This is a genomic window from Streptomyces sp. A1136, assembly GCF_004795055.1.
Taxonomy (GTDB): domain Bacteria; phylum Actinomycetota; class Actinomycetes; order Streptomycetales; family Streptomycetaceae; genus Streptomyces.
In genome coordinates this window covers 46,741-64,694 of sequence record NZ_SSBJ01000030.1, presented here as the reverse complement: position 1 = coordinate 64,694, position 17,954 = coordinate 46,741, and the positions used below count along the sequence as shown (strand labels likewise).

The window sequence follows — 17,954 nt, the reverse complement described above, 5'->3', positions numbered from 1 at the left end:
GGCCGCGTGTGTGCGCCGACCGCGGCCGTGCGCAGTGGGATCCGTCTCGTTCATGTGGTGCTCCTTGCTCCGGCCCTGCCTGCGGGCACCCGCCCGGTCAGCGGTGCCCAGCGGCACGCCGCGGTGTGATCGACGATCCGTGGGTGTGATCGTCTTCGTGTCACCCGTCAGTCGCCACAGACCGGCAAAAGGTTGCCGCCTGCCGAAGTTCTCCTTGGAGCACTGACGGCCCGGCCCAGCGCGCAGATCGTGCCGACGTGTGCCCGCGAGCGGTACAACACCGTGGTGGCCGCGCGGCTGCGCACGAGGCGCAAGAGATGAACGTCGGCTACTCCCGGCGGCAGCAGAGGCCGCCGGGTTCACCCTGTACGCTCGCTCACCGCTAAGGTGCACCTGTTCTTGCGGCGGATCCGACCTGGACATTCGAATCCGCGCAGCTCAGAGGTACCTGCTCCTGACTTGGGGTCAGACTGTCAGGTCCGGTTGCGTATCCGGGGTGAAGGTGCGGCGCCGTACTCGGCGGATCGCTCCCCCGAGGGAGGTGGGAATGGGGCTCATGGACGCGGACCACGTGAGGTTGGTTGTCGCCGCGCAGGCCGGTGACGATCGGGCGCGCGAGAAGCTGATCGCCGCGTACCTGCCGTTGCTCTACAACATCGTCGGGCGAGCGCTGAGCGGGCATGCCGACGTCGACGACGTCGTCCAGGAAACCCTGCTGCGCGTGGTGCGGGACCTGCCTGCCCTGCGCGCCCCGGAAAGCTTCCGGTCCTGGCTGGTGTCGATCACGCTCCGCCAGGTCAATTCCTACTGGCACCGACAACGAGCTTTCGCCGGCCGGACCACGGTCATCGACGAGGCACTCCAGGTACCGGACGCCGGCGCCGCGCCTGAGGACGTGACGATCCTGCGGCTGCACGTGTCGGACGAGCGCCGTCAGCTCGTCGAAGCCGGGCGGTGGCTCGATCCGGACCATAGGGTGCTGCTGTCGTTGTGGTGGCAGGAACGCGCCGGCTCGCTGAGCCGTGATGACATCGCCGCCGCGACGGAGCTCAGTGTCGCCCACGTCGGAGTACGCCTCCAACGCATGCGCGAGCAGCTGGAACTGAGCCGGACGATCGTCGCCGCGCTGCAGGCCGACCCGCGCTGTCCGCAGTTGGACGAGACCGTCGTCGGCTGGGACGGTCTCCCCGCCTCGGTGTGGCGCAAGCGGATCGCGCGGCACATCCGCGGCTGCCCGGTCTGCACGGCGACGACGACCCAACGGGTTCCGGCCGAACTTTTGCTCATGGATCTCGCGCCGCTGGCGGTCCCGGCGGGGCTCATCACTGCACTGGCCGCCAAGGGCCTGCTGTCAGGTACGGCCGCGAGCGCCGCCGGACTGGCACCGGCACCCATCGCCTTCGGCTCGGCGACGGGTGGAAGCAGTCTGCACACCTCGCTGATCGGCAAACTCCACGCCGCGGCAACCGCTCATCCGCTGGTGGGCCTCGCCGCCGGCGCGGTGCTCATCGCCGGAACCGCCACCTACGCGACCTGGCCCGAACCGGCGCACCGGGAGCCGGGCGCCAACGCCGCTCCCACGACGGGCAAGCCCACGCCGATTCCGTCGAGCACCACCACGTCGGCCGGACCGTCACCGGTGAGTCCGTCCGCCGTCGCAGGCACTGTCCCGCTGGGCGCACAGTCGATGGAGTCCGTGGACGACCCCGCCCTGTACCTCGGGTATGCCGAGGACTTCGCGACGCTCGCCCGCGTCTCGGCGTCCAGCAGCGCGCAGACACGGCAGCGGGTCACGTTCACGGTCGTCCGGGGGCTGGCCGACACGCGGTGCGTCACCCTCCGCGCAGTCGACGGCCGCTATCTGCGCCATCAGGACCTGCGGCTGCGGCTGAGCACCGACGACGGCAGCGAACTGTTCCGTGAAGACGCCACCTTCTGTCCGCGCCCGGGGGCGGTCGCCGGGTCGGTAGTCCTGCACGCGCACAACTATCCCGGATCGGTCCTCCGACACCGCGACGGTGGCATCTACCTCGATGGCTCCGACGGCACTCGGGCCTTCGCCGGCCAGGCCTCCTTCATCGTGCGCAGGGCCTGGACCACCGCTCGTTGAGCATGTGGGGCCCTTTCCACAGGACGACCAGTCCGCAGGGCTTGTCGTAACGCTTTTTGCCTGCGAGATGCATCACTGGGCGATCTCCCGGACTGCGCGCATTTTTTGTTACGAGGCCGCGGGTTGGAAAGCCTCCACTTCATGGGGTGCCCTTCCCGCCGCTCATATGACGCACCGGCGCGGCAGGGGTTCCCCGACTTCCCTCGTTGACGTTTCCCCTGACGAAAGCCTTCCGATGACACGACACACCCATGAACGCCGGGCGACCGGCATGCGGAAACGGCCGCACGTCCTGCACCGCGCCCATCCCGCGGCGGATCAGGCCGGGCCGGCCGATCCGCGCACGAGCACGGCGTCCAAGGCGACCCGCGACCCCCGAGGAGAATCATGAAGGGCCTGCACCGACTCCGCCGGCGTCGCCGGACAGTGACGATAGGACTGTCAGCCGCGGCGTTGGTGGCCGGCGTCGTGACGCTCCTCCCCAGCTCCGCCGGAGCCGCGAACTTGGGTACGCAGGCAGCCCCGTCCGGCAGGTACTTCGGCACCGCTGTGGCCGCGGGGAGGCTCGGCGACTCGACGTACGCCACGATCGCGGACCGGGAGTTCAACATGATCACCCCGGAGAACGAGATGAAGTGGGACGCCATCGAACCGTCCCGCGGCCATTTCGACTTCGGCCCCGCCGACCAGGTCGTCAACCATGCCACGGCACACGGCCAGCGCATGCGCGGCCACACCACGGTGTGGCACTCACAGCTCCCGTCGTGGGTCAGCTCCATCGGCGACGCGAACACTCTGCGCAACGTGATGAACAATCACATCACCACCGAGATGACCCACTTCAAGGGCAGGATCTACGCCTGGGACGTGGTCAACGAGGCGTTCGCCGACGGCTCCACCCAGCACCGCAGCTCGGTGTTCCAGAACGTGCTGGGCAACGGTTTCATCGAGGAAGCCTTCCGCACCGCCCGGGCGGCCGACTCCTCGGCCAAGCTCTGCTACAACGACTACAACATCGAGAACTGGTCGGACGCGAAGACCCAGGGCGTCTACAACATGGTCAGGGACTTCAAGTCCCGCGGCGTGCCCATCGACTGCGTCGGCTTCCAGAGCCACTTCGGCACCGGCGGCCCCCCGTCCAGCTTCCAGACCACCTTGTCCAATTTCGCCGCCCTGGGCGTTGACGTCCAGATCACCGAGCTGGACATCGCCCAGGCCTCGGCCACCCACTACGCCAACGCGGTCAACGCCTGCCTGTCCGTGTCCCGGTGCACCGGCATCACGGTATGGGGCATTCGTGACAGCGACTCCTGGCGCCGGGGCGAGAACCCCTTGCTGTTCGACAACAACGGCAACCCCAAGGCCGCCTACACCGCTGTCGTGAAAGCCCTCAAGGCCGCTACCGGTACCACCGGTGGGTCCGGTACCGGAGCGATCAAGGGCGTCCCCTCCGGTCGTTGTATCGACATCAACGGCTCCGCCACCGCCAACGGCACCCAGGCGCAGCTGTGGGACTGCAACGGCCAGGCCAATCAGCGCTGGACCTACACCTCCGACAAGCAGCTGGTGATCTACGGCAACAAGTGCTTGAGCACCCTGGCCAAGGGCACCAGCAACGGCACCGCGGTGGTCATCGGAGACTGCGACGGCAGCGCCGGCCAGCAGTGGAACCTCAACAGCAACGGCACCATCGCCGGCGTCCAGTCCGGGCTGTGCCTCGACGCCGTCGGCGCGGCCACCGCCAAGGGCACCAAGATCCAACTGTACTCCTGCTGGTCCGGTACCAACCAGAAGTGGACCGGCCCGTCCGGGACCTCGACCCCGACGACGCCGACCGGCAGCGCGTGTGCTCTTCCGTCCACGTACCGGTGGACGTCGACGGGTGCGCTGGCGCAGCCGGCGAACGGGTGGGGCTCGCTGAAGGACTTCACCAACGTGGTGTACAACGGCAAGCACCTGGTCTACGCCTCCAACACCTCCGGATCCTCGTACGGTTCGATGATGTTCAGTCCCTTCACGAGCTGGCCGGACATGGCGTCGGCCGGTCAGATCGGGATGAGCCAGACCGCGGTGGCGCCGACGCTGTTCTACTTCGCGCCCAAGAAGATCTGGGTGCTGGCGTACCAGTGGGGTCCGTGGCCCTTCATCTACCGCACGTCGAGCGACCCCACCAACCCCAACGGCTGGTCCGCGCCCCAGCCACTGTTCACCGGCAGCATCCCGGGCGCCGCCCCGATCGACCAGACCCTGATCGCCGACGACCAGAACATGTACCTGTTCTTCGCCGGTGACAACGGCAAGATCTACCGGGCGAGCATGCCGATCGGGAACTTCCCGGGCAGCTTCGGCTCCTCGTACACGACGGTCATGAGCGACACGGTGAAGAACCTGTTCGAGGCCCCGCAGGTCTACAAGGTCAAGGACCAGAACCAGTACCTCATGATCGTCGAGGCCCGGGGTGCCAACGAGCAGCGCTACTTCCGCTCGTTCACGGCCTCCAGCCTGAACGGTTCGTGGACCCCGCAGGCCGCCAGTGAAAGCAACCCCTTCGCGGGCAAGGCCAACAGCGGTGCCACATGGACCAACGACATCAGCCACGGTGACCTCGTGCGCAACAACCCCGACCAGACCATGACCATCGATCCCTGCAACCTGCAGTTCCTCTACCAGGGTAAGTCCCCCACCGCGAGCGGCCCCTACGACCAACTGCCTTACCGGCCGGGCGTCCTCACCCTGCAGCGCTGACCTGCCCGGTATTCGGGTGATGCCGATGCGGAGGACCTGCCGGCGCGGAGACGGGCGGTCTACCGCACGGGCGACTCCGCCTCCCGACTGATAGTCACCGCCTGGAGGAGCCCCCAGCCACTGCGCCGGCTGGGGGTTCCTTTCCTTTGTACGGCGCCGTTGGTGAAGCCGCGCAGGTCAGCGCGTGGCGTCTCGCCGTCGGCGGCGCGCGTAACGAGGCCCTGGTCGGCCTTCGCATCGCCTTCAAGCAAGGCGACTACTGAAGGAGATTCTGAACGACGCGGATGCGCCTGAGGCCTTCCGGGCCATGGTCACGACGCGGCCGCGATCGAGCACAGGTGCGACCCCCGCTGGAACGCGCGCTTTCACCGAACGGCGACACAGAAGATCTGGCTCCCCCTCCAAGCCCCGGACGAGGTGCTCGTCCCAGCCTTCTCCGCGAACGGCCTACCCATCCCGGTCCCTCTGTCAGGCCGAGATCCCCCGACGACTGCCGATCGGAATACCCATGGGCGCCAAGCCGAGGACTTGATCAACGTGAGGGGCGTCCTTGCAGCGTCCTCGCTCCGTCCTTGCGGGATCCGGGACGCCCGGACGGACCGGGACACGCCGGGAGGCGGGCCGACCGGGAAACGGGGAGACTGAGAGAGAGCGTGACGCCTGACCGCTGCGGCCCGAACGGTCCGCAGCGGACGGTCCCGCGCAGGGGCCGGACCATCGACCTACGTCCGCGCGCGCCCCGGGGGTGGGTGCCACGGCCCTGTCCAGGAGTCCCCATCGTGACTTTGACCCCGCAGCGATCCGAACGCCCTCGACGCACGGCCCGACGGGCCGCGCTCCTGGTCGCCGCCGCGGCGCTGCCGGCGGCCCTGGTGGTGCCCGCAGCGCCCGCCGCAGCGACGCCCGTGACCAAGACCTTCACCACCGGCGCCAACCAGCGGTTCGTCGTCCCGGCCCACGTCACCCGACTGACCGTCAGAGCCACGGGCGAGCCGGGACGATCCGCCATCGAGGGCGGAGCGGGCGGGACCGGCGCCACCGTCACCGCCACCCTCACCGTGGCACCCGGCACCACCTACTACGTCAACGTCGGCACGGGCGGCGGAGCCGTCACCGGTCAGCAACCCGGCGGCAGCGGCGGCGGTGCCAGTGATGTCCGCACCTGCAGCTCGGCGCGCGCGAGCTGTGCGCTGACCGGCGTTCGCGGCACCGACCCCCGCCTCATCGTCGCCGCCGGCGGCGGGGGCGGCGGAGGCGGTTCCAGCTTCACCGGATTCCCCGTCCGCGAGGCCACCGGCGGAGACGCGGGCGACACCGGGAAGCCCGGCGGCCGGCGACCGGACAGCGGCGGCGGGGGTGGCGGCGGAACCCAGGCCCTCGGCGGCAAGGGCGGAGCCGCCTGCCCCGAGGACTCCAAGGCAGGCAGCAACAAGGCAGGCAGCAACGGCACGCCCGGTACCGGTGGAACGGGCGGTGGCGGATTCGGCGGGGGCGGGGGTGGCGGCGGCTGGCACGGCGGAGGCGGAGGCGGAGGCTGCTTCCTGATCAACGCCGACGGCACCGCCGGGCCCGGCGGCGGCGGTGGCGGGTCGAACCTCGTCCCGGCGGGCGGCATTTCCGGCCCCGCCACCGGATCGGCGCAGGTGTCCATCACCTACGGTTCCTGAACCATCGTTGGTGTCGGTGATCTCCACCCACTCCCGATTCAGGGAGCGGTTGGAGCGGTCGTCGCGTCCGGGGCTGTCGGCCTGGACCCGGCTGATCCCCACCCGCGGATGCTGACGGTGACCGTCCTGGGCTATTGCCGGCAGGACGGCAGGCCACACTCCCGACCCCGCACCCGCCCAAGCGCAGCCCCTGCCGAGGCCGGGACGTTTCCATCACGCTTGCCTGTACACCCCACGCACACCTGCCCGGCGTGGCCCTGACATTCATTGCCCCCGGCCGGCCCGCGACGGGCTCGCCCCACAAACGACACCTGCGGACAACGCGCTCCGGCGCACCACCAGGCGCACTCCTCCCCGACCTCACCCACCCGGAGTAGCCGATCAAGTAACAACCGTTCTGCGGAATTCTTCGCAAACACAGGCACCATTCGCCTCGGTCTTCGTCTCATGCGGAGCAGGGGGCGTGTGCCTGGTGGTTGGTGTGTGATTCAGGGCCGGAGGTACTTGAGGGTGAATTCGGGCAATGCGTAGAGGCCGGCCTGTGGCGCCGCCGGGTCAATCGGGAGATCGGCGCCGGCAATGTCCTCGGCGTGGAGTTCGGCGTCGTCGACGGGGGTGTAGCCCAGGACCGCCGGGTCGGGTAGTTCCCAGTAGCGGCGGGTGTTGCCGGAGACGGCATATACCGTGGCGAAGCGGGTGGACGGCGGGGCGGTAAGCGCGGCACGGACGTAGCCCACGGCTTCGGCTCAATTACTGGAGGGCGGCTGTGGTCCGCGCCGGTGACACCTCAGTGAGGGGATGGAGTTCGGGCGCCCGGCGTTGGATCCTGGCCGGCCGTGGCCTCGGTGGCGGCGATCGTCTGGCGCAGCAGGTGACGGGCGGTCTCCAGCTCGGCGGCGCGCCGGTCGAGTACGTCCAATTGGTCGCGCAGGCTGGTGAGGACTCCGGGACAGGGGTGCAGCGTCGCCGCGTCGTGGGTGCAGGGCAGGACCTGGCGGATGATGCGAGTGGGCAGGCCGACGGCGAGCAGGGCGCGCACGCGGCGCACGGTCTCCACCGTCTGGTCGTCGTACTCGCGGTAGCCGTTGGCGCGGCGTTCGGCATGGATCAGTTCCGTCCGCTCGTAGTAGCGCAGCAGCCGTTCGCTGACTCCGGTTTGGCGTGACAGCTCCCCGATCAGCACTGATCCGTTCCTTTCGACTTGACCTTCCAACGATGTCAGGGAGCAACAGTGCCCTGACCGGCCGAATTCCGGACCGGTCGAGATGGAGGGAACGAATCAGTGATCATCGACGCGCACAGCCATGTCCACGAACCGGTCGAGGCGCACGTGGCGCTGCTGGACGAGGCCGGAGTCGACCGCGCCGTCCTGTTCGCCACCCGACCGCACCCGGAGCGGGCCGGCGACCTGGCCGCGCTGCGACGGGAGATGGCCGTTCTGGAGAAGGCGCTCGGAGGCCGGGCCGGCACGGTCGAGGCGTACCGGGGAGCATGGCGGGAACTGGACGCGGCGCTCGCCGCGTGGCCGGGCCGGTTCATCGGCTTCCTGTCGGTGCCGCTGGGTCTGGGGTCGCAGGCAACAGCCGAGATCGTGGAGCAGGAGGTGGTCGGGCGCGGACTGCGCGGGATCGGGGAGCTGACACCGCCGCCGGGAGGGGCAGGGCTGATCGAACCGGTCCTCCAGGCGGCGGCCGACCAGGGGCGGCTGCCGGTGGTCGTGCACGGATCCGCGCCGACCACCGCGGAGGACCTGGCAACGCTGGCCGCGCTGGCCCGCCGGTACCACGACGTTCCGCTGGTGGTCAGCCAGTTGGGAGGGCAGCACTGGATGCAGGCCCTCGAACTGGTGCGGGACACTCCGAACATGTACCTGGAGCTGTCCACGGCCAACATCGTCTTCGCGGTCCGGCTGGCCATCCACGAGATCCCGGACCGGACCCTGTTCGGCTCGGACGCACCGTACGGCGACCCGGTCCTCGCCCGGGCCCTGGTGGAACGGGTCACCAGCCCGGGCGAAGTACGGGATCGGGTACTCGGCGGGACGATCGCCGAACTGGTCGGACTCGGCTGATACCGAGACCGACCCGCCAGGTGAACCCGTCACTCACCAACAAAGCGACCGTCCTGAGCGCCTTCAGGCCGCCTCGCGACGAGGAAAAGCCCGAGGGAGGCGCAGCGCGGCAGGTCAACGGCAAAGCCTACGCCGCCGCGCTGCGCGGTGACCACGCCACCGCCCATGCCCCTCGATACCCAGGGGCCGGCGAATCCTCGACACCGCCGAATCGCATGAGCAGACCACCGACCATGCCGTCCCCTGGTGGCGGCTCCCGGTTCCGCGGCGCTCCGGTGGTCGTGCGGATCACCGTGACCCGGTGAACCTCCTCCCCTGCCCGGCGGTACGCCCGACGCGAGGCTTCGGCAGTCGGCGTTCCCCGCCGACATCGACCTCGATGAGGGCCAGTCCTCGACCGGCAGTGACGCGTCGGGCACCACCGTCTCGGTGGTGATACAGCGTCAGCCGAGCGCGCGGTCGAGGTTGAAGGCGGCGCTGATCAGCGAGAGGTGGGTGAAGGCTTGGGGGAAGTTGCCCAGCTGTTCTCCGGTCGGGCCGATCTCCTCTGCGAACAGGCCTAGGTGGTTGGCGTAGGTGAGCATCTTCTCGAAGGCGAGCCTGGCTTCCTCCTGCCGGCCTGCGCGGGCCAGCGCCTCCACGTACCAGAAGGAGCAGATCGAGAAGGTGCCCTCGGGGCCGTGCAGGCCGTCCGGGCTGGCGGTCGGGTCGTAGCGGTATACCAGCGAGTCGGAGACCAGGTCCGCGGTGAGCGCGTCCAGGGTGGAGAGCCACTTGGGGTCGGTGGGCGAGACGAACTTCGCCATCGGCATCATCAGCAGCGAGGCATCCAGCACGTGGTCGTCCAGCCCCTGGACGAACGCCCCTCGCTCGGCCGACCAGCCGCGCCGCATGATCTGCCGGTAGATCGCGTCCCGGGACTCCCGCCAACGGGGCAGGTCGGCCGGCAGACCGCGGCGGTTCGCCATGCGCATCGCGCGCTCCAGCGCCACCCAGCACATCAGCCGCGAGTACACGAAATTCCGCCGGCCCGCCCTGGTCTCCCACACCCCCTCGTCGGGCTGGTCCCAGTGCTCGCACAGCCAGTCCACCACGGCACCGACCTCGTCCCAGCGGTCACTGCTGATCGGCTGCCCCCACTTGTCGTAGAGGTAGATCGAGTCGATCAGCGCACCGTAGATGTCCAGCTGGAGCTGACCGGTGGCGGCGTTGCCCACCCGGACCGGTGCGGAGCCGAGGTATCCCTCCAGGTGCGGAAGCTCATACTCGGGCAGCTCGGTGCGCCCGTCGATGCCGTACATGATCTGCAACGGACCGCTCTCGCCCGTGCCCCGCAGGATGCCCCGCTCGGAGATGAACCCCATGAAGGCCTCGGCCTCCGAGGTGAACCCCAGGCGCAGCATCGCGTAGACGCAGAAAGCGGCGTCGCGGACCCACACGTAGCGGTAGTCCCAGTTGCGCTCGCCGCCGATCTGCTCGGGCAGGCTGGTGGTCGGTGCGGCGACGATCGCACCGGTCGGCGCGTAGGTGAGCAGCTTCAGCACCAGCGCGGAGCGGTGCACCATCTCCCGCCACCGCCCGTGGTAGCGCGAGCCGGCCAGCCAGTGGCGCCAAAACCGTACGGTTGCCTCGGCCTGCTCCTGCGCCTCGGCGCGCGGGCACGAGCGGGGCGGGACGTCGTCGCCGATCTGATCGAGGGCGAACACGTTGGACTCGCCCTCAAGAAGCTTGAAGTGCGACCACACGTCCAGGCCGTCGCTTTCCAGGGGTGCGGTGGCGGTCAGCGCGAGCGTCAGTGAGGGGGAGCGAAACACCGCCGTGTGGCCTTCGAGGTGCGTGGTGTGCGCTTCGACGCCGTAGCCGAAGCGGGGGGCGATCCGCGCCCTGAACGGGAGGGTTCCGCGGACACAGATCACCCGCCGGATCAGCCGGTGCCGGGCCGCCTCGCGCGACTCGTCGACCACGGGCATGAAGTCCTGGATCTCCGCCACCCCGTCCGCGGCGAAGAACCGCGTGATCAGCACGTTCGTGTCGGGAAAATAGAACTGCCTGGTGCGGGTCGGGACCTCGGCAGCGAGCTCGAACGACCCGCCCCGGTCGGCATCGAGGATGGACCCGAAGACGCTGGGCGCATCGAAACGCGGGCAGCAGTACCAGTCGATCGTGCCGTTCGTGCCGACCAGGGCGACCGTACGAAGATCGCCGATCAGGCCGTGATCGGAGATCGGGACGTAACGACCGCCGCCGTCCGCCTGCACGAAACCAGTCGCGTCGAACGCCATACCGGCCTCCCTGCCGCTGCGGCCCGGGCCTGGAGATGAATCCTTGCTTTTCATCCTAGACCGCTACTCGAGGCGGGGGTCTGACGGAGCCGGACTCGCCGGCCGCCTCGCTTCAGGCCCCTCGTCCTCCGTGAGCTCACGCGTCTCGTCCATGGCCCTCACGACGCCGACCGGACCGCGGCCTGTTCAGGCACCCTGGCCGAGACCGGCGGCGGTGAGGTCCTGCTCGCGCAGCGGGGTGCAGTCGACGTCGAGTTTCGGTTCGTACGCGTCGGGCTGGATGCCGAGCTCGTGCGTGGAGTACTCACCGAACCGGTTGATGTGCTCGGTGAGGTACGGCGAGATGCGGGCCAGATCCTCCGGCTCGATCGGCCCGCCCGCCTCCGGCAGCTGCCGCGCGATCTCGGCGATGTCCAAGGCGTTCTTGAAAAATCACCGCGTTCGTGAGCACTGCACCTGCTGCGCCGCCTGGTGACGCTCTCGCCGCGGAGGCTGAGCGTCCCCCGCGAGGTCACCCTTTAGGCGCTGCGCCTGGGGCCTCAGACTTGCCCTTCCCACTGGCGTGCCCCGGAGGCGGGTCGGATGCCACGGCTTCGGGTCGGCCTCTGCATGGGGCGCCGAGAACCACCTTCCATCACGGGAGCGATGAAGGTTCGCCGCATTCGGATGTTCGCTGCACGGCTGCACAGCTGCGCGCAGGGCGCGCCGGGATACCAGTGGAGGATTTGATGACTGATGACTGATGACGCAGGTCGCGGGAACGTCGTGCTCGTGCCCCAGAAGGGGCCGCCGGGGCCCCGGCACCGGACCGGCTCACCTACACCGCCGACTTCACCTGGCCCGCCCAACCCCGCTCGTCGTGCAGGCGGAGCCCCTTGGCTGCCGGGCTTTCACGCTTCCGCCATCCTGGCGTGATCTTCGCTGAGCCACCGGGCGACGGCCGCGCCGTATGCGGCGGCCGCTTGCTCCCAGGGGAAGTGGCCGGAGTCGAAGGAGACGAGGCGGCTGTGCGGCAGCCGGTCGTGCAGGTAGACGCCGTTGGACGGCGGTACCAGTTCGTCGTGCTCGGCGTTCATCACCAGCACCGGCGTCATGATCGACGGCAACAGGTCCCCGAGAACGGGGAGTTCCGCAGGGTATGCGCGGACATAACGCGCGGACTCGGCGAAGCGTCCGCCCTCGTAGGCGGACACGTAGTCCTCCCACACTTCGGGCTCCTCGCCCTTGGGCGCCCCCGCTTGAACCGCCGCACCGACCGACGCCCGGGCGTCGAAGTCTCGGAGGAAGCCGAGGTCCGGTGCCGCGATGATGTCCGCGAGCGCGCCGGACACGTCGAGCGGATACGCCGCCCCGCCGCTTCCGACAATGACCGACGTCACCGACCCCGGGTGGCGGGCAGCCAGGAACAGCGCCGCGCCGGTGCCGACGTCCGGGCCCAGCACGTGTGGGGTGTCCAGGCCCCATTCGCCGATCAGGGCGTACAGGAACTCGCCCATCGCCGAGGGCGTGAAAAGCTCGGTGCGCCCCTGCGAGTGGCCGAATCCGGGCAGGTCGACGGCCACCAGCCGACCGAGTGGCGCCAGACGCGGCCAGATGTGGCGGAACGCGAGGAGGCTCTCCGGCCACGGGCTCGTCATGAGGAGCGTCGGCCCCGGCTGTTCGCCGGTATCCACGTGGCGGATCGCCAGGCCGTCGACGGTTCGTGTCTGCAGGGCACTCCTGGTCAGCGCTGCGCTGGTCATGATCTCTCCATTCGGGCGAACGTCAGCTGGTGTCCGCCGCCGGCGACGGCGGCGTTCATCGGGACGCCGATCGCCATCGCGCGGGCGGGGACCCCCTCGACCATGGTTTGGGCCGTATCCAGGTTCATGCTCATGGCGTTTGCCCCGGTCGTCAGCGGTGCGAGTTCGTGGTGACTCTGTCGTGATGACTCTGCCGGGAGCGTCGATCTGTTCGGCGACCAGGAGGCCGCGAACGTGGTCCAGGCCGTCGCCGCGCCGGCCCCTTGGGCAAGCCCGAGACGGTGGGAGCCGTGCGCGAAGACATGGACTGGGTGCGGGACGTCGTGCGCGGCCAAGGCGGCGGCGAGGCGGTAGGTGTGCTCCGTAGGGACGTAGATGTCCTCGGCTGTGTGCCACAGGAAGAACGGTGGTGATTGGGCGGTCACGAGCTTGTCCAGCGATGTCTCACGCCGCAGGTCCGGTGAGGCGTCTTCGCCAAGCAGGATGATCCGCGAGGGCCGGTAGGTCTCCGTCTCCATCATCCTGATGGCGTAGCCGAGCACGGCGAACTGGACCGACTCGCACGGGTCCGGTCGGTGCGAGCGCGGCATGCCCGGCCAGGTGCCCTGCTGCGGAGAACCCGATCAGACCGATGAGCCGGGCGCCCTGCTCCCGGCGGCGCCGAATCTCGGCTCAGCGCCAGCAGGGGCTCGGGATGGCGCGCATGGAGCGGGTACCGGAACACGCTCGCCGAGATGTCCAGCAGGCCGAGCCAGCCTGCGATCCGCTCCGCTTCGTGTGCCGAGTGCGCGGCGTACCCGCCGCCGGGGAGCACGATCATGTGGATCGGCGCAGCCCGGGCCGCGCCGACGTTTGCGCGGAGTGACCCCGTCGGTTCGTGCTGACTCCTCACCGCTGACCTCCGTATTCGTCCACGGACGGCGTCGCCTGACTGCTCCCGTGAGACCGTACCCAAGTCATGGGCCAGCCGGACGCCCCGACACCACGTGAAGGTGCGAGCGCGCAGATCTGGTGCACTGCGGCCCGTCGGAAGTGCCCGCTGCCGGCGCTCAGCCCTGCGGTGTGGCGTCGGCCTCAGGAGCCCCAGCGGGCGGCCTGAGCCGCGACGTCAGCCCAGCACCCGCCCGAGGAAGCCGCGCAGGTAACCCGTGGCGACGTCCAGGTGACTCGCCAGCAGAAAGTGACCGCCGTTGATCAGGTGCACCTCGGCGTCCTTGGCGTCGCGGGCGAAGGCCTGCGCGCCGGCCGGGCCGAAGATTTCGTCGTTGCGGCCCCACACAGCGAGCACCGGGACCTCGCGGGTGCGCAGGAACTCGTGCAGTAGCGGGTAGAGCGGGCGGTTGTTCCGGTAGTCGCGGAACAGCGCCAGCTGGACCTCGTCGTTGCCCTCGCGAGAGACGAGGGCGAAGTCGTGCTCCCAGGTGTCCGGGCTGACCACGCTCGGGTCGGGCACGCCGTGCAGGTACTGCCAGCGGATGGCGTCGATGCCCAGCGCGGCGCGGACGGCGGGTTCGGTGTCGGGGCCGGGGTTCGCCCCGTAGGCCCAGACGTCGGTCCAGAAGGACTCGACGAAACCGTCCTCGTAGCCGTTGCCGTTCTGGGTGACGAGGGCGGAGATCCGTTCGGGGTGCCTGAGCGCGAGGTGCCATCCGATGGGAGCGCCGTAGTCCTGGACGTAGAGGGTGTAGCGGTCCAGGCCCAGTTGGTCGAGCAGTCCGGAGGTGAGTTCGGCGAGGGCGTCGAAGGTGTAGGTGAACTTCCCTACGAGGGGAGCGGCGGAGTGGCCGAAGCCGAGGTGGTCCGGGGCGATGACGTGGTAGTCGTCGGCCAGCAACGGGATGAGTTCGCGGAACATAAACGAGCTCGTCGAGGACGGGGTGCGCGCCGCGGAGGCCGGCGGCATCTACGATCGGATCGCTGCGCAAATCGACCCCTGCGCGCTGCTTCGCCTGCCCGTGGCCGCCGCCACTCGAAACGGGTTCGAGCTCTGTTCGCCGATCATGCGTCAGGCAACCGCCGCCGCCCCCAGGACGCCGGCGTCCGGGAGACCGTCGGCGCGGCACCTGACAGCCTGCGCCGAGGATTGCAGGCCACCGCGGCCCGGCTCGGAGAGCTGGGCGCACTGCGTCCCGGTGTCTCGGTGGACGAGGCTGCGGATGTGCTTTGGTACTTCCTCGGCAACGAGTCCTACTTCACGCTGACCGACGACTGCCGATGGCCGCTCGACCGTTCCGCCGACTGCACCGATGCCTCACCGTCGCCCTGCTCGGCACGTAAGGTGCCTGCCGATCAGGACCGGCCCGCTGTCGCGCCGCGCGGAGGGTGCCGGTGCGCAGGTTCCGGCGACGGTCGGCGCTTGTCGCCAAGACGTTCACGTCCGGTCGCACCGGCGCGCCGCGGAGCAGGGCAACTGGGCGCATCTCGCACTCCGGCGACTGCGGAGCCGGAGCGGCCAGAATCTGGGTGTGCAGGGCGCAGTGGCGTACGTGCCGTTCAGACGCAGCGTCCGGTCCCCAACTGGCCCCTATGGGGAATGTCCGTGACACGCACGCCAAGCTGCCAGTTGCACCCGTGGGCGCTAGCTCACGCCGAGTAAGGACCGGCTGCCGGGTGCGCGGCCGGCGCCGTCACGGGGTCGAGGTAGAAGCGGGCGTGCGCAATCAGGCCATCACGTTCAACCCAGATGACTGGCCCGCCAAGCTCGGCGGCATCGCCGTTGGCCCTGGCGCCCGTCAGCCTCCACTCCGACCAGACCTCGTTACCGTTCAGAGCGGTCCGCAGGACCTCGGCCTGGATATCGGGGATCTGCACGAAGATGCCCGCCCAATTCCACACCACCAGGTCGTTGCCCGTGAAGTTCAGCGATGGGTGCAAAGGAATGATCGCTCTGTAGTCAGGGGTGAAGACGTCTCCGACTCTCTGTGCGTCGTGGGAGTTGATGGCGTCACGGAGACCCCGGACGCTGGCTGGCAGCACGGGGGCGGCGGGAGTGGTCGGTATGAGGTGCACGAGAAGTCTGCTTTCATCTGCTGATGGGTCATTGTCTTGTGCGGGCCGCCGGGGGCTTGACGACTACGGCAGCGGGAAAGAGTGTCGCCTTACCGCCCTTGTAAGCCGCTCGCTTCACAGAGACACACTCGGCGGTGCTGCTCGCTGCTCGCGCGATCGTGGCACTGTCCGTCGGATGGAGACACAACACCTCAACACCGCATACGTCGATGGGTTCCGGTCGGCGCGCCGTGGCGTACACCTTGGCGGCTCCTCGCAGGAGCAATTCCTGCGCGAAGTACCGTCCGAGGTTGTCGACGCCAACGTCGGTGACTCCTGCGGTCCTTCCTTGCACCTTCATCGTTTCTCCCGGTCGCCATGTCGGCTCTCACGCTATGAGGCTGTGCGGCTGCGGACCATGTCCGTACGGAGCGCTGTTCTTATCCACTTGTCGCATGCGGTGAGTGCATTAGCGTCGCGCTGTGGACCTCATCTCTGAAGTGCTTCGGCTGTCGGGCTTCCGCGGCACCCTCGGTCCCTGGATCGCGGCCGGAAGTGGCTGGTCGATCGAGCTGTCCGACAGTCCGGCTATGGCGGTGCACGCCGTCCTGGCCGGACCAGTCTGGTTGAGTCACGTTGATGGCAGGCAGTCCGAGCTGTCGGCGGGTGACGTGGTCCTCCTACCGGCAGGGGTGTCGCATCGCCTGGGCGACGCCCTGGGTTCGGCCAACCCGGCGCACCAGGTCCACGCTTCGGCCTCCTCGCCGGAGCCAGGGCATGGGCCACTGCGACTGGGCAACGGCGCGGTCCGGAGCCGGTTGCTGACGATCTTCTACGACTGCGACCACTCGACGAGGACGCAAGTGCTCGATGAGGTACCCGGTGTCGTGTACATCCCTGGCGGCGAGGTGGGTGGCGCGCACCTGGGGGACATCGTCAATCTGATGGAGCGAGAGCTCTCGCGGCCACAACTCGGTACGCCCACGATCGTGGACAGCCTCGTTGAGATAGTGCTGATTCAGCTGGTGCGGGCGTGGTCGGCGCTGAACCCGACGCAGCAGCGCGGGACGTGGCTCGGCTGGGTTGAGGATCCGCTGGTTCGCGAGGCGATCGAGCGCATCCACGCTGATCCTGCGGCCGAGTGGACCGTCGACAGCTTGGCCTCCGCGGCCTCGGTGTCGCGAGCGACGCTGTCACGGCGGTTCCAGTCGAGCATGGCTCGAAGCCCCGCAAGGTACCTCGCCCAATGGCGGATGGACCTCGCGGCAATCCGCCTCCGCGACACCGCAGAGACCGTGGAGGACATCTCGGCGCAGGTGGGTTACCGATCCGTGCCCTCTTTCACCCGCGCCTTCGCACGCGATCGCGGATGTTCCCCCGGCGCCTACCGTGCACAAGTGCGTGCAGACAGAGCACTGGAGCCCCGTGCGCCTGGCCGTCGCCTCTGAGGTCGACGGCATCGCTGTCCTCACCGGAGCGTGTGCTCGGTCGTTGTGTCACCCGGCTTGGAGACTGCGCAACCCATCGCCCAACAGCATGCTGCCGCAGGCCACCCGACTGGCTTCCGGTCGGCCGCAGGACGACTCGGCGCCCGTCGGCCGGCGGGCCGCGCGAACGAAGGCAGCACCTACCCTGGTCCACGACCTTCTTGCTCAAGGTCACTCACACCGGGCGATCGCCCGGGACCTGGGCTGGGGCCTCAACACCGTGCCCAGATACGCGAACGCCGCACGCCGGCAGGACACCATCCGTGAAAGCGTCCCCCGACCCAGCATGCTGGCCCCTACAAGCCCTACCTGGGGCCGCGATTCGGAGAGGGATGCACCAGCGCCATCCGGCTCCACAACGAACTCGTTGCCGACCACGCGCCCCTCACCTACCAGATGGTCCGCGCCCACATTGCCACCCTCCGCTGGGACTCCAGCCGGCGCCCCGCCCCGGCCTCCGACGGTTCGCCAGGTGACCGGCTGGATCACCCGACACCCGCCACGCTGAACGAGGAAGACAGCACCGGCCTGAAGGACGTCTCCCCGTCGGTGAACTCGCCATGCGACGGGACGCGAAGGACTGGAACGAGCCAGAGAGCATGAGAACCGGCCATTCCATGGAACGGAACACCTCGTTCCTTCGATGCGGTGAAATCCGGGGATGCACCGACCCTTACATCCGGACATACCTGAATTGCCTTCTCCAAACGAACGCGAAATCGGTGCGGACTCGTGGTTGACACACATGGCATCAGGTCGTGATCATGCAGTTCGGATCAAGGCGCATGATCCACCCGGTCCCGAAACGGTGGGCGTGCGGGCAACTGTCTTCCTCGCCCGCCACGTCATCCGAATCCACTTC

At 69.0% G+C, this 17,954-nt stretch carries 12 protein-coding genes and 1 pseudogene; 5 read left to right on the top strand and 8 right to left on the bottom strand.

Annotated elements, in window-relative coordinates; translation table 11 throughout:
* Positions 1-547: 547 nt before the first annotated feature.
* The 3 genes from E6R62_RS26565 (at position 548) to E6R62_RS39810 (ending at position 6,522) form a co-directional block, all read left to right on the top strand.
* Complete coding sequence (locus tag E6R62_RS26565) at positions 548-2,110, top strand: sigma-70 family RNA polymerase sigma factor (RefSeq protein ID WP_240801909.1); 1,563 nt, start codon at positions 548-550, stop codon at positions 2,108-2,110.
* A gap of 387 nt (positions 2,111-2,497) precedes the next feature.
* On the top strand, positions 2,498-4,855 hold the full coding sequence (locus E6R62_RS26560; RefSeq protein ID WP_136216015.1) for a non-reducing end alpha-L-arabinofuranosidase family hydrolase: 2,358 nt from the start codon (positions 2,498-2,500) through the stop codon (positions 4,853-4,855).
* Between the two features lie 779 nt (positions 4,856-5,634).
* Positions 5,635-6,522: a hypothetical protein gene (locus E6R62_RS39810; protein WP_168714194.1), complete on the top strand. Its 888-nt coding sequence runs from the start codon at positions 5,635-5,637 to the stop codon at positions 6,520-6,522.
* A gap of 488 nt (positions 6,523-7,010) precedes the next feature.
* Here the strand turns inward: E6R62_RS39810 and E6R62_RS26545 are convergent, their stop codons facing one another.
* The gene (locus E6R62_RS26545; RefSeq protein WP_240801908.1) at positions 7,011-7,259 is read right to left on the bottom strand and encodes a hypothetical protein; all 249 of its coding nucleotides are present in this window, start codon (positions 7,257-7,259) and stop codon (positions 7,011-7,013) included.
* A gap of 50 nt (positions 7,260-7,309) precedes the next feature.
* Positions 7,310-7,705 (bottom strand): MerR family transcriptional regulator, encoded by a 396-nt coding sequence (locus E6R62_RS26540; RefSeq protein ID WP_136216014.1) that lies wholly within the window; start codon positions 7,703-7,705, stop codon positions 7,310-7,312.
* A 99-nt stretch (positions 7,706-7,804) separates the two neighbouring features.
* Here E6R62_RS26540 and E6R62_RS26535 point away from each other — a divergent pair, with 99 nt between their 5' ends.
* Positions 7,805-8,593, top strand: coding sequence for an amidohydrolase family protein (locus tag E6R62_RS26535; protein WP_136216013.1), 789 nt, complete (start codon positions 7,805-7,807; stop codon positions 8,591-8,593).
* Positions 8,594-9,036: 443 nt separating this feature from the next.
* Here the strand turns inward: E6R62_RS26535 and E6R62_RS26530 are convergent, their stop codons facing one another.
* The 6 genes and pseudogenes from E6R62_RS26530 to E6R62_RS26505 all read right to left on the bottom strand — a co-directional run bounded on the left by E6R62_RS26530 (position 9,037) and on the right by E6R62_RS26505 (position 15,593).
* Positions 9,037-10,875 carry a glycoside hydrolase family 15 protein gene (locus E6R62_RS26530; protein WP_136216012.1) on the bottom strand — a complete coding sequence of 613 codons (1,839 nt, stop codon included), beginning with the start codon at positions 10,873-10,875 and terminating at the stop codon, positions 9,037-9,039.
* Positions 10,876-11,061: 186 nt separating this feature from the next.
* Entirely contained in the window at positions 11,062-11,292 is a 231-nt protein-coding gene (locus tag E6R62_RS26525) for a Tn3 family transposase (RefSeq protein ID WP_136216011.1), read from the bottom strand.
* 473 nt (positions 11,293-11,765) lie between these two features.
* On the bottom strand, positions 11,766-12,617 hold the full coding sequence (locus E6R62_RS26520; protein ID WP_136216010.1) for an alpha/beta fold hydrolase: 852 nt from the start codon (positions 12,615-12,617) through the stop codon (positions 11,766-11,768).
* On the bottom strand, positions 12,614-13,207 hold the full coding sequence (locus E6R62_RS26515; RefSeq protein ID WP_206308852.1) for a prolyl oligopeptidase family serine peptidase: 594 nt from the start codon (positions 13,205-13,207) through the stop codon (positions 12,614-12,616). The genes E6R62_RS26520 and E6R62_RS26515 overlap by 4 nt, the downstream gene beginning before the upstream one ends.
* Before the next feature lie 518 nt (positions 13,208-13,725).
* Positions 13,726-14,484: pseudogene (locus tag E6R62_RS26510) on the bottom strand (alpha/beta fold hydrolase); the annotation flags it as partial.
* A gap of 716 nt (positions 14,485-15,200) precedes the next feature.
* On the bottom strand, positions 15,201-15,593 hold the full coding sequence (locus E6R62_RS26505; RefSeq protein ID WP_240801918.1) for a nuclear transport factor 2 family protein: 393 nt from the start codon (positions 15,591-15,593) through the stop codon (positions 15,201-15,203).
* Between the two features lie 494 nt (positions 15,594-16,087).
* On the opposite strand from E6R62_RS26505, the gene E6R62_RS26500 reads away from it, so the two are divergent.
* The gene (locus E6R62_RS26500; protein ID WP_240801907.1) at positions 16,088-17,053 is read left to right on the top strand and encodes an AraC family transcriptional regulator; all 966 of its coding nucleotides are present in this window, start codon (positions 16,088-16,090) and stop codon (positions 17,051-17,053) included.
* Positions 17,054-17,954: the final 901 nt, after the last annotated feature.

Coding starts and splice junctions, on each gene's coding strand:
- E6R62_RS26565 (WP_240801909.1), top strand. CDS start 548: ATGGGGCTCATGGACGCGGACCACGTGAGGTTGGTTGTCGCCGCGCAG.
- E6R62_RS26560 (WP_136216015.1), top strand. CDS start 2,498: ATGAAGGGCCTGCACCGACTCCGCCGGCGTCGCCGGACAGTGACGATA.
- E6R62_RS26530 (WP_136216012.1), bottom strand. CDS start 10,875: ATGGCGTTCGACGCGACTGGTTTCGTGCAGGCGGACGGCGGCGGTCGT.
- E6R62_RS26520 (WP_136216010.1), bottom strand. CDS start 12,617: ATGACCAGCGCAGCGCTGACCAGGAGTGCCCTGCAGACACGAACCGTC.
- E6R62_RS26515 (WP_206308852.1), bottom strand. CDS start 13,207: ATGCCGCGCTCGCACCGACCGGACCCGTGCGAGTCGGTCCAGTTCGCC.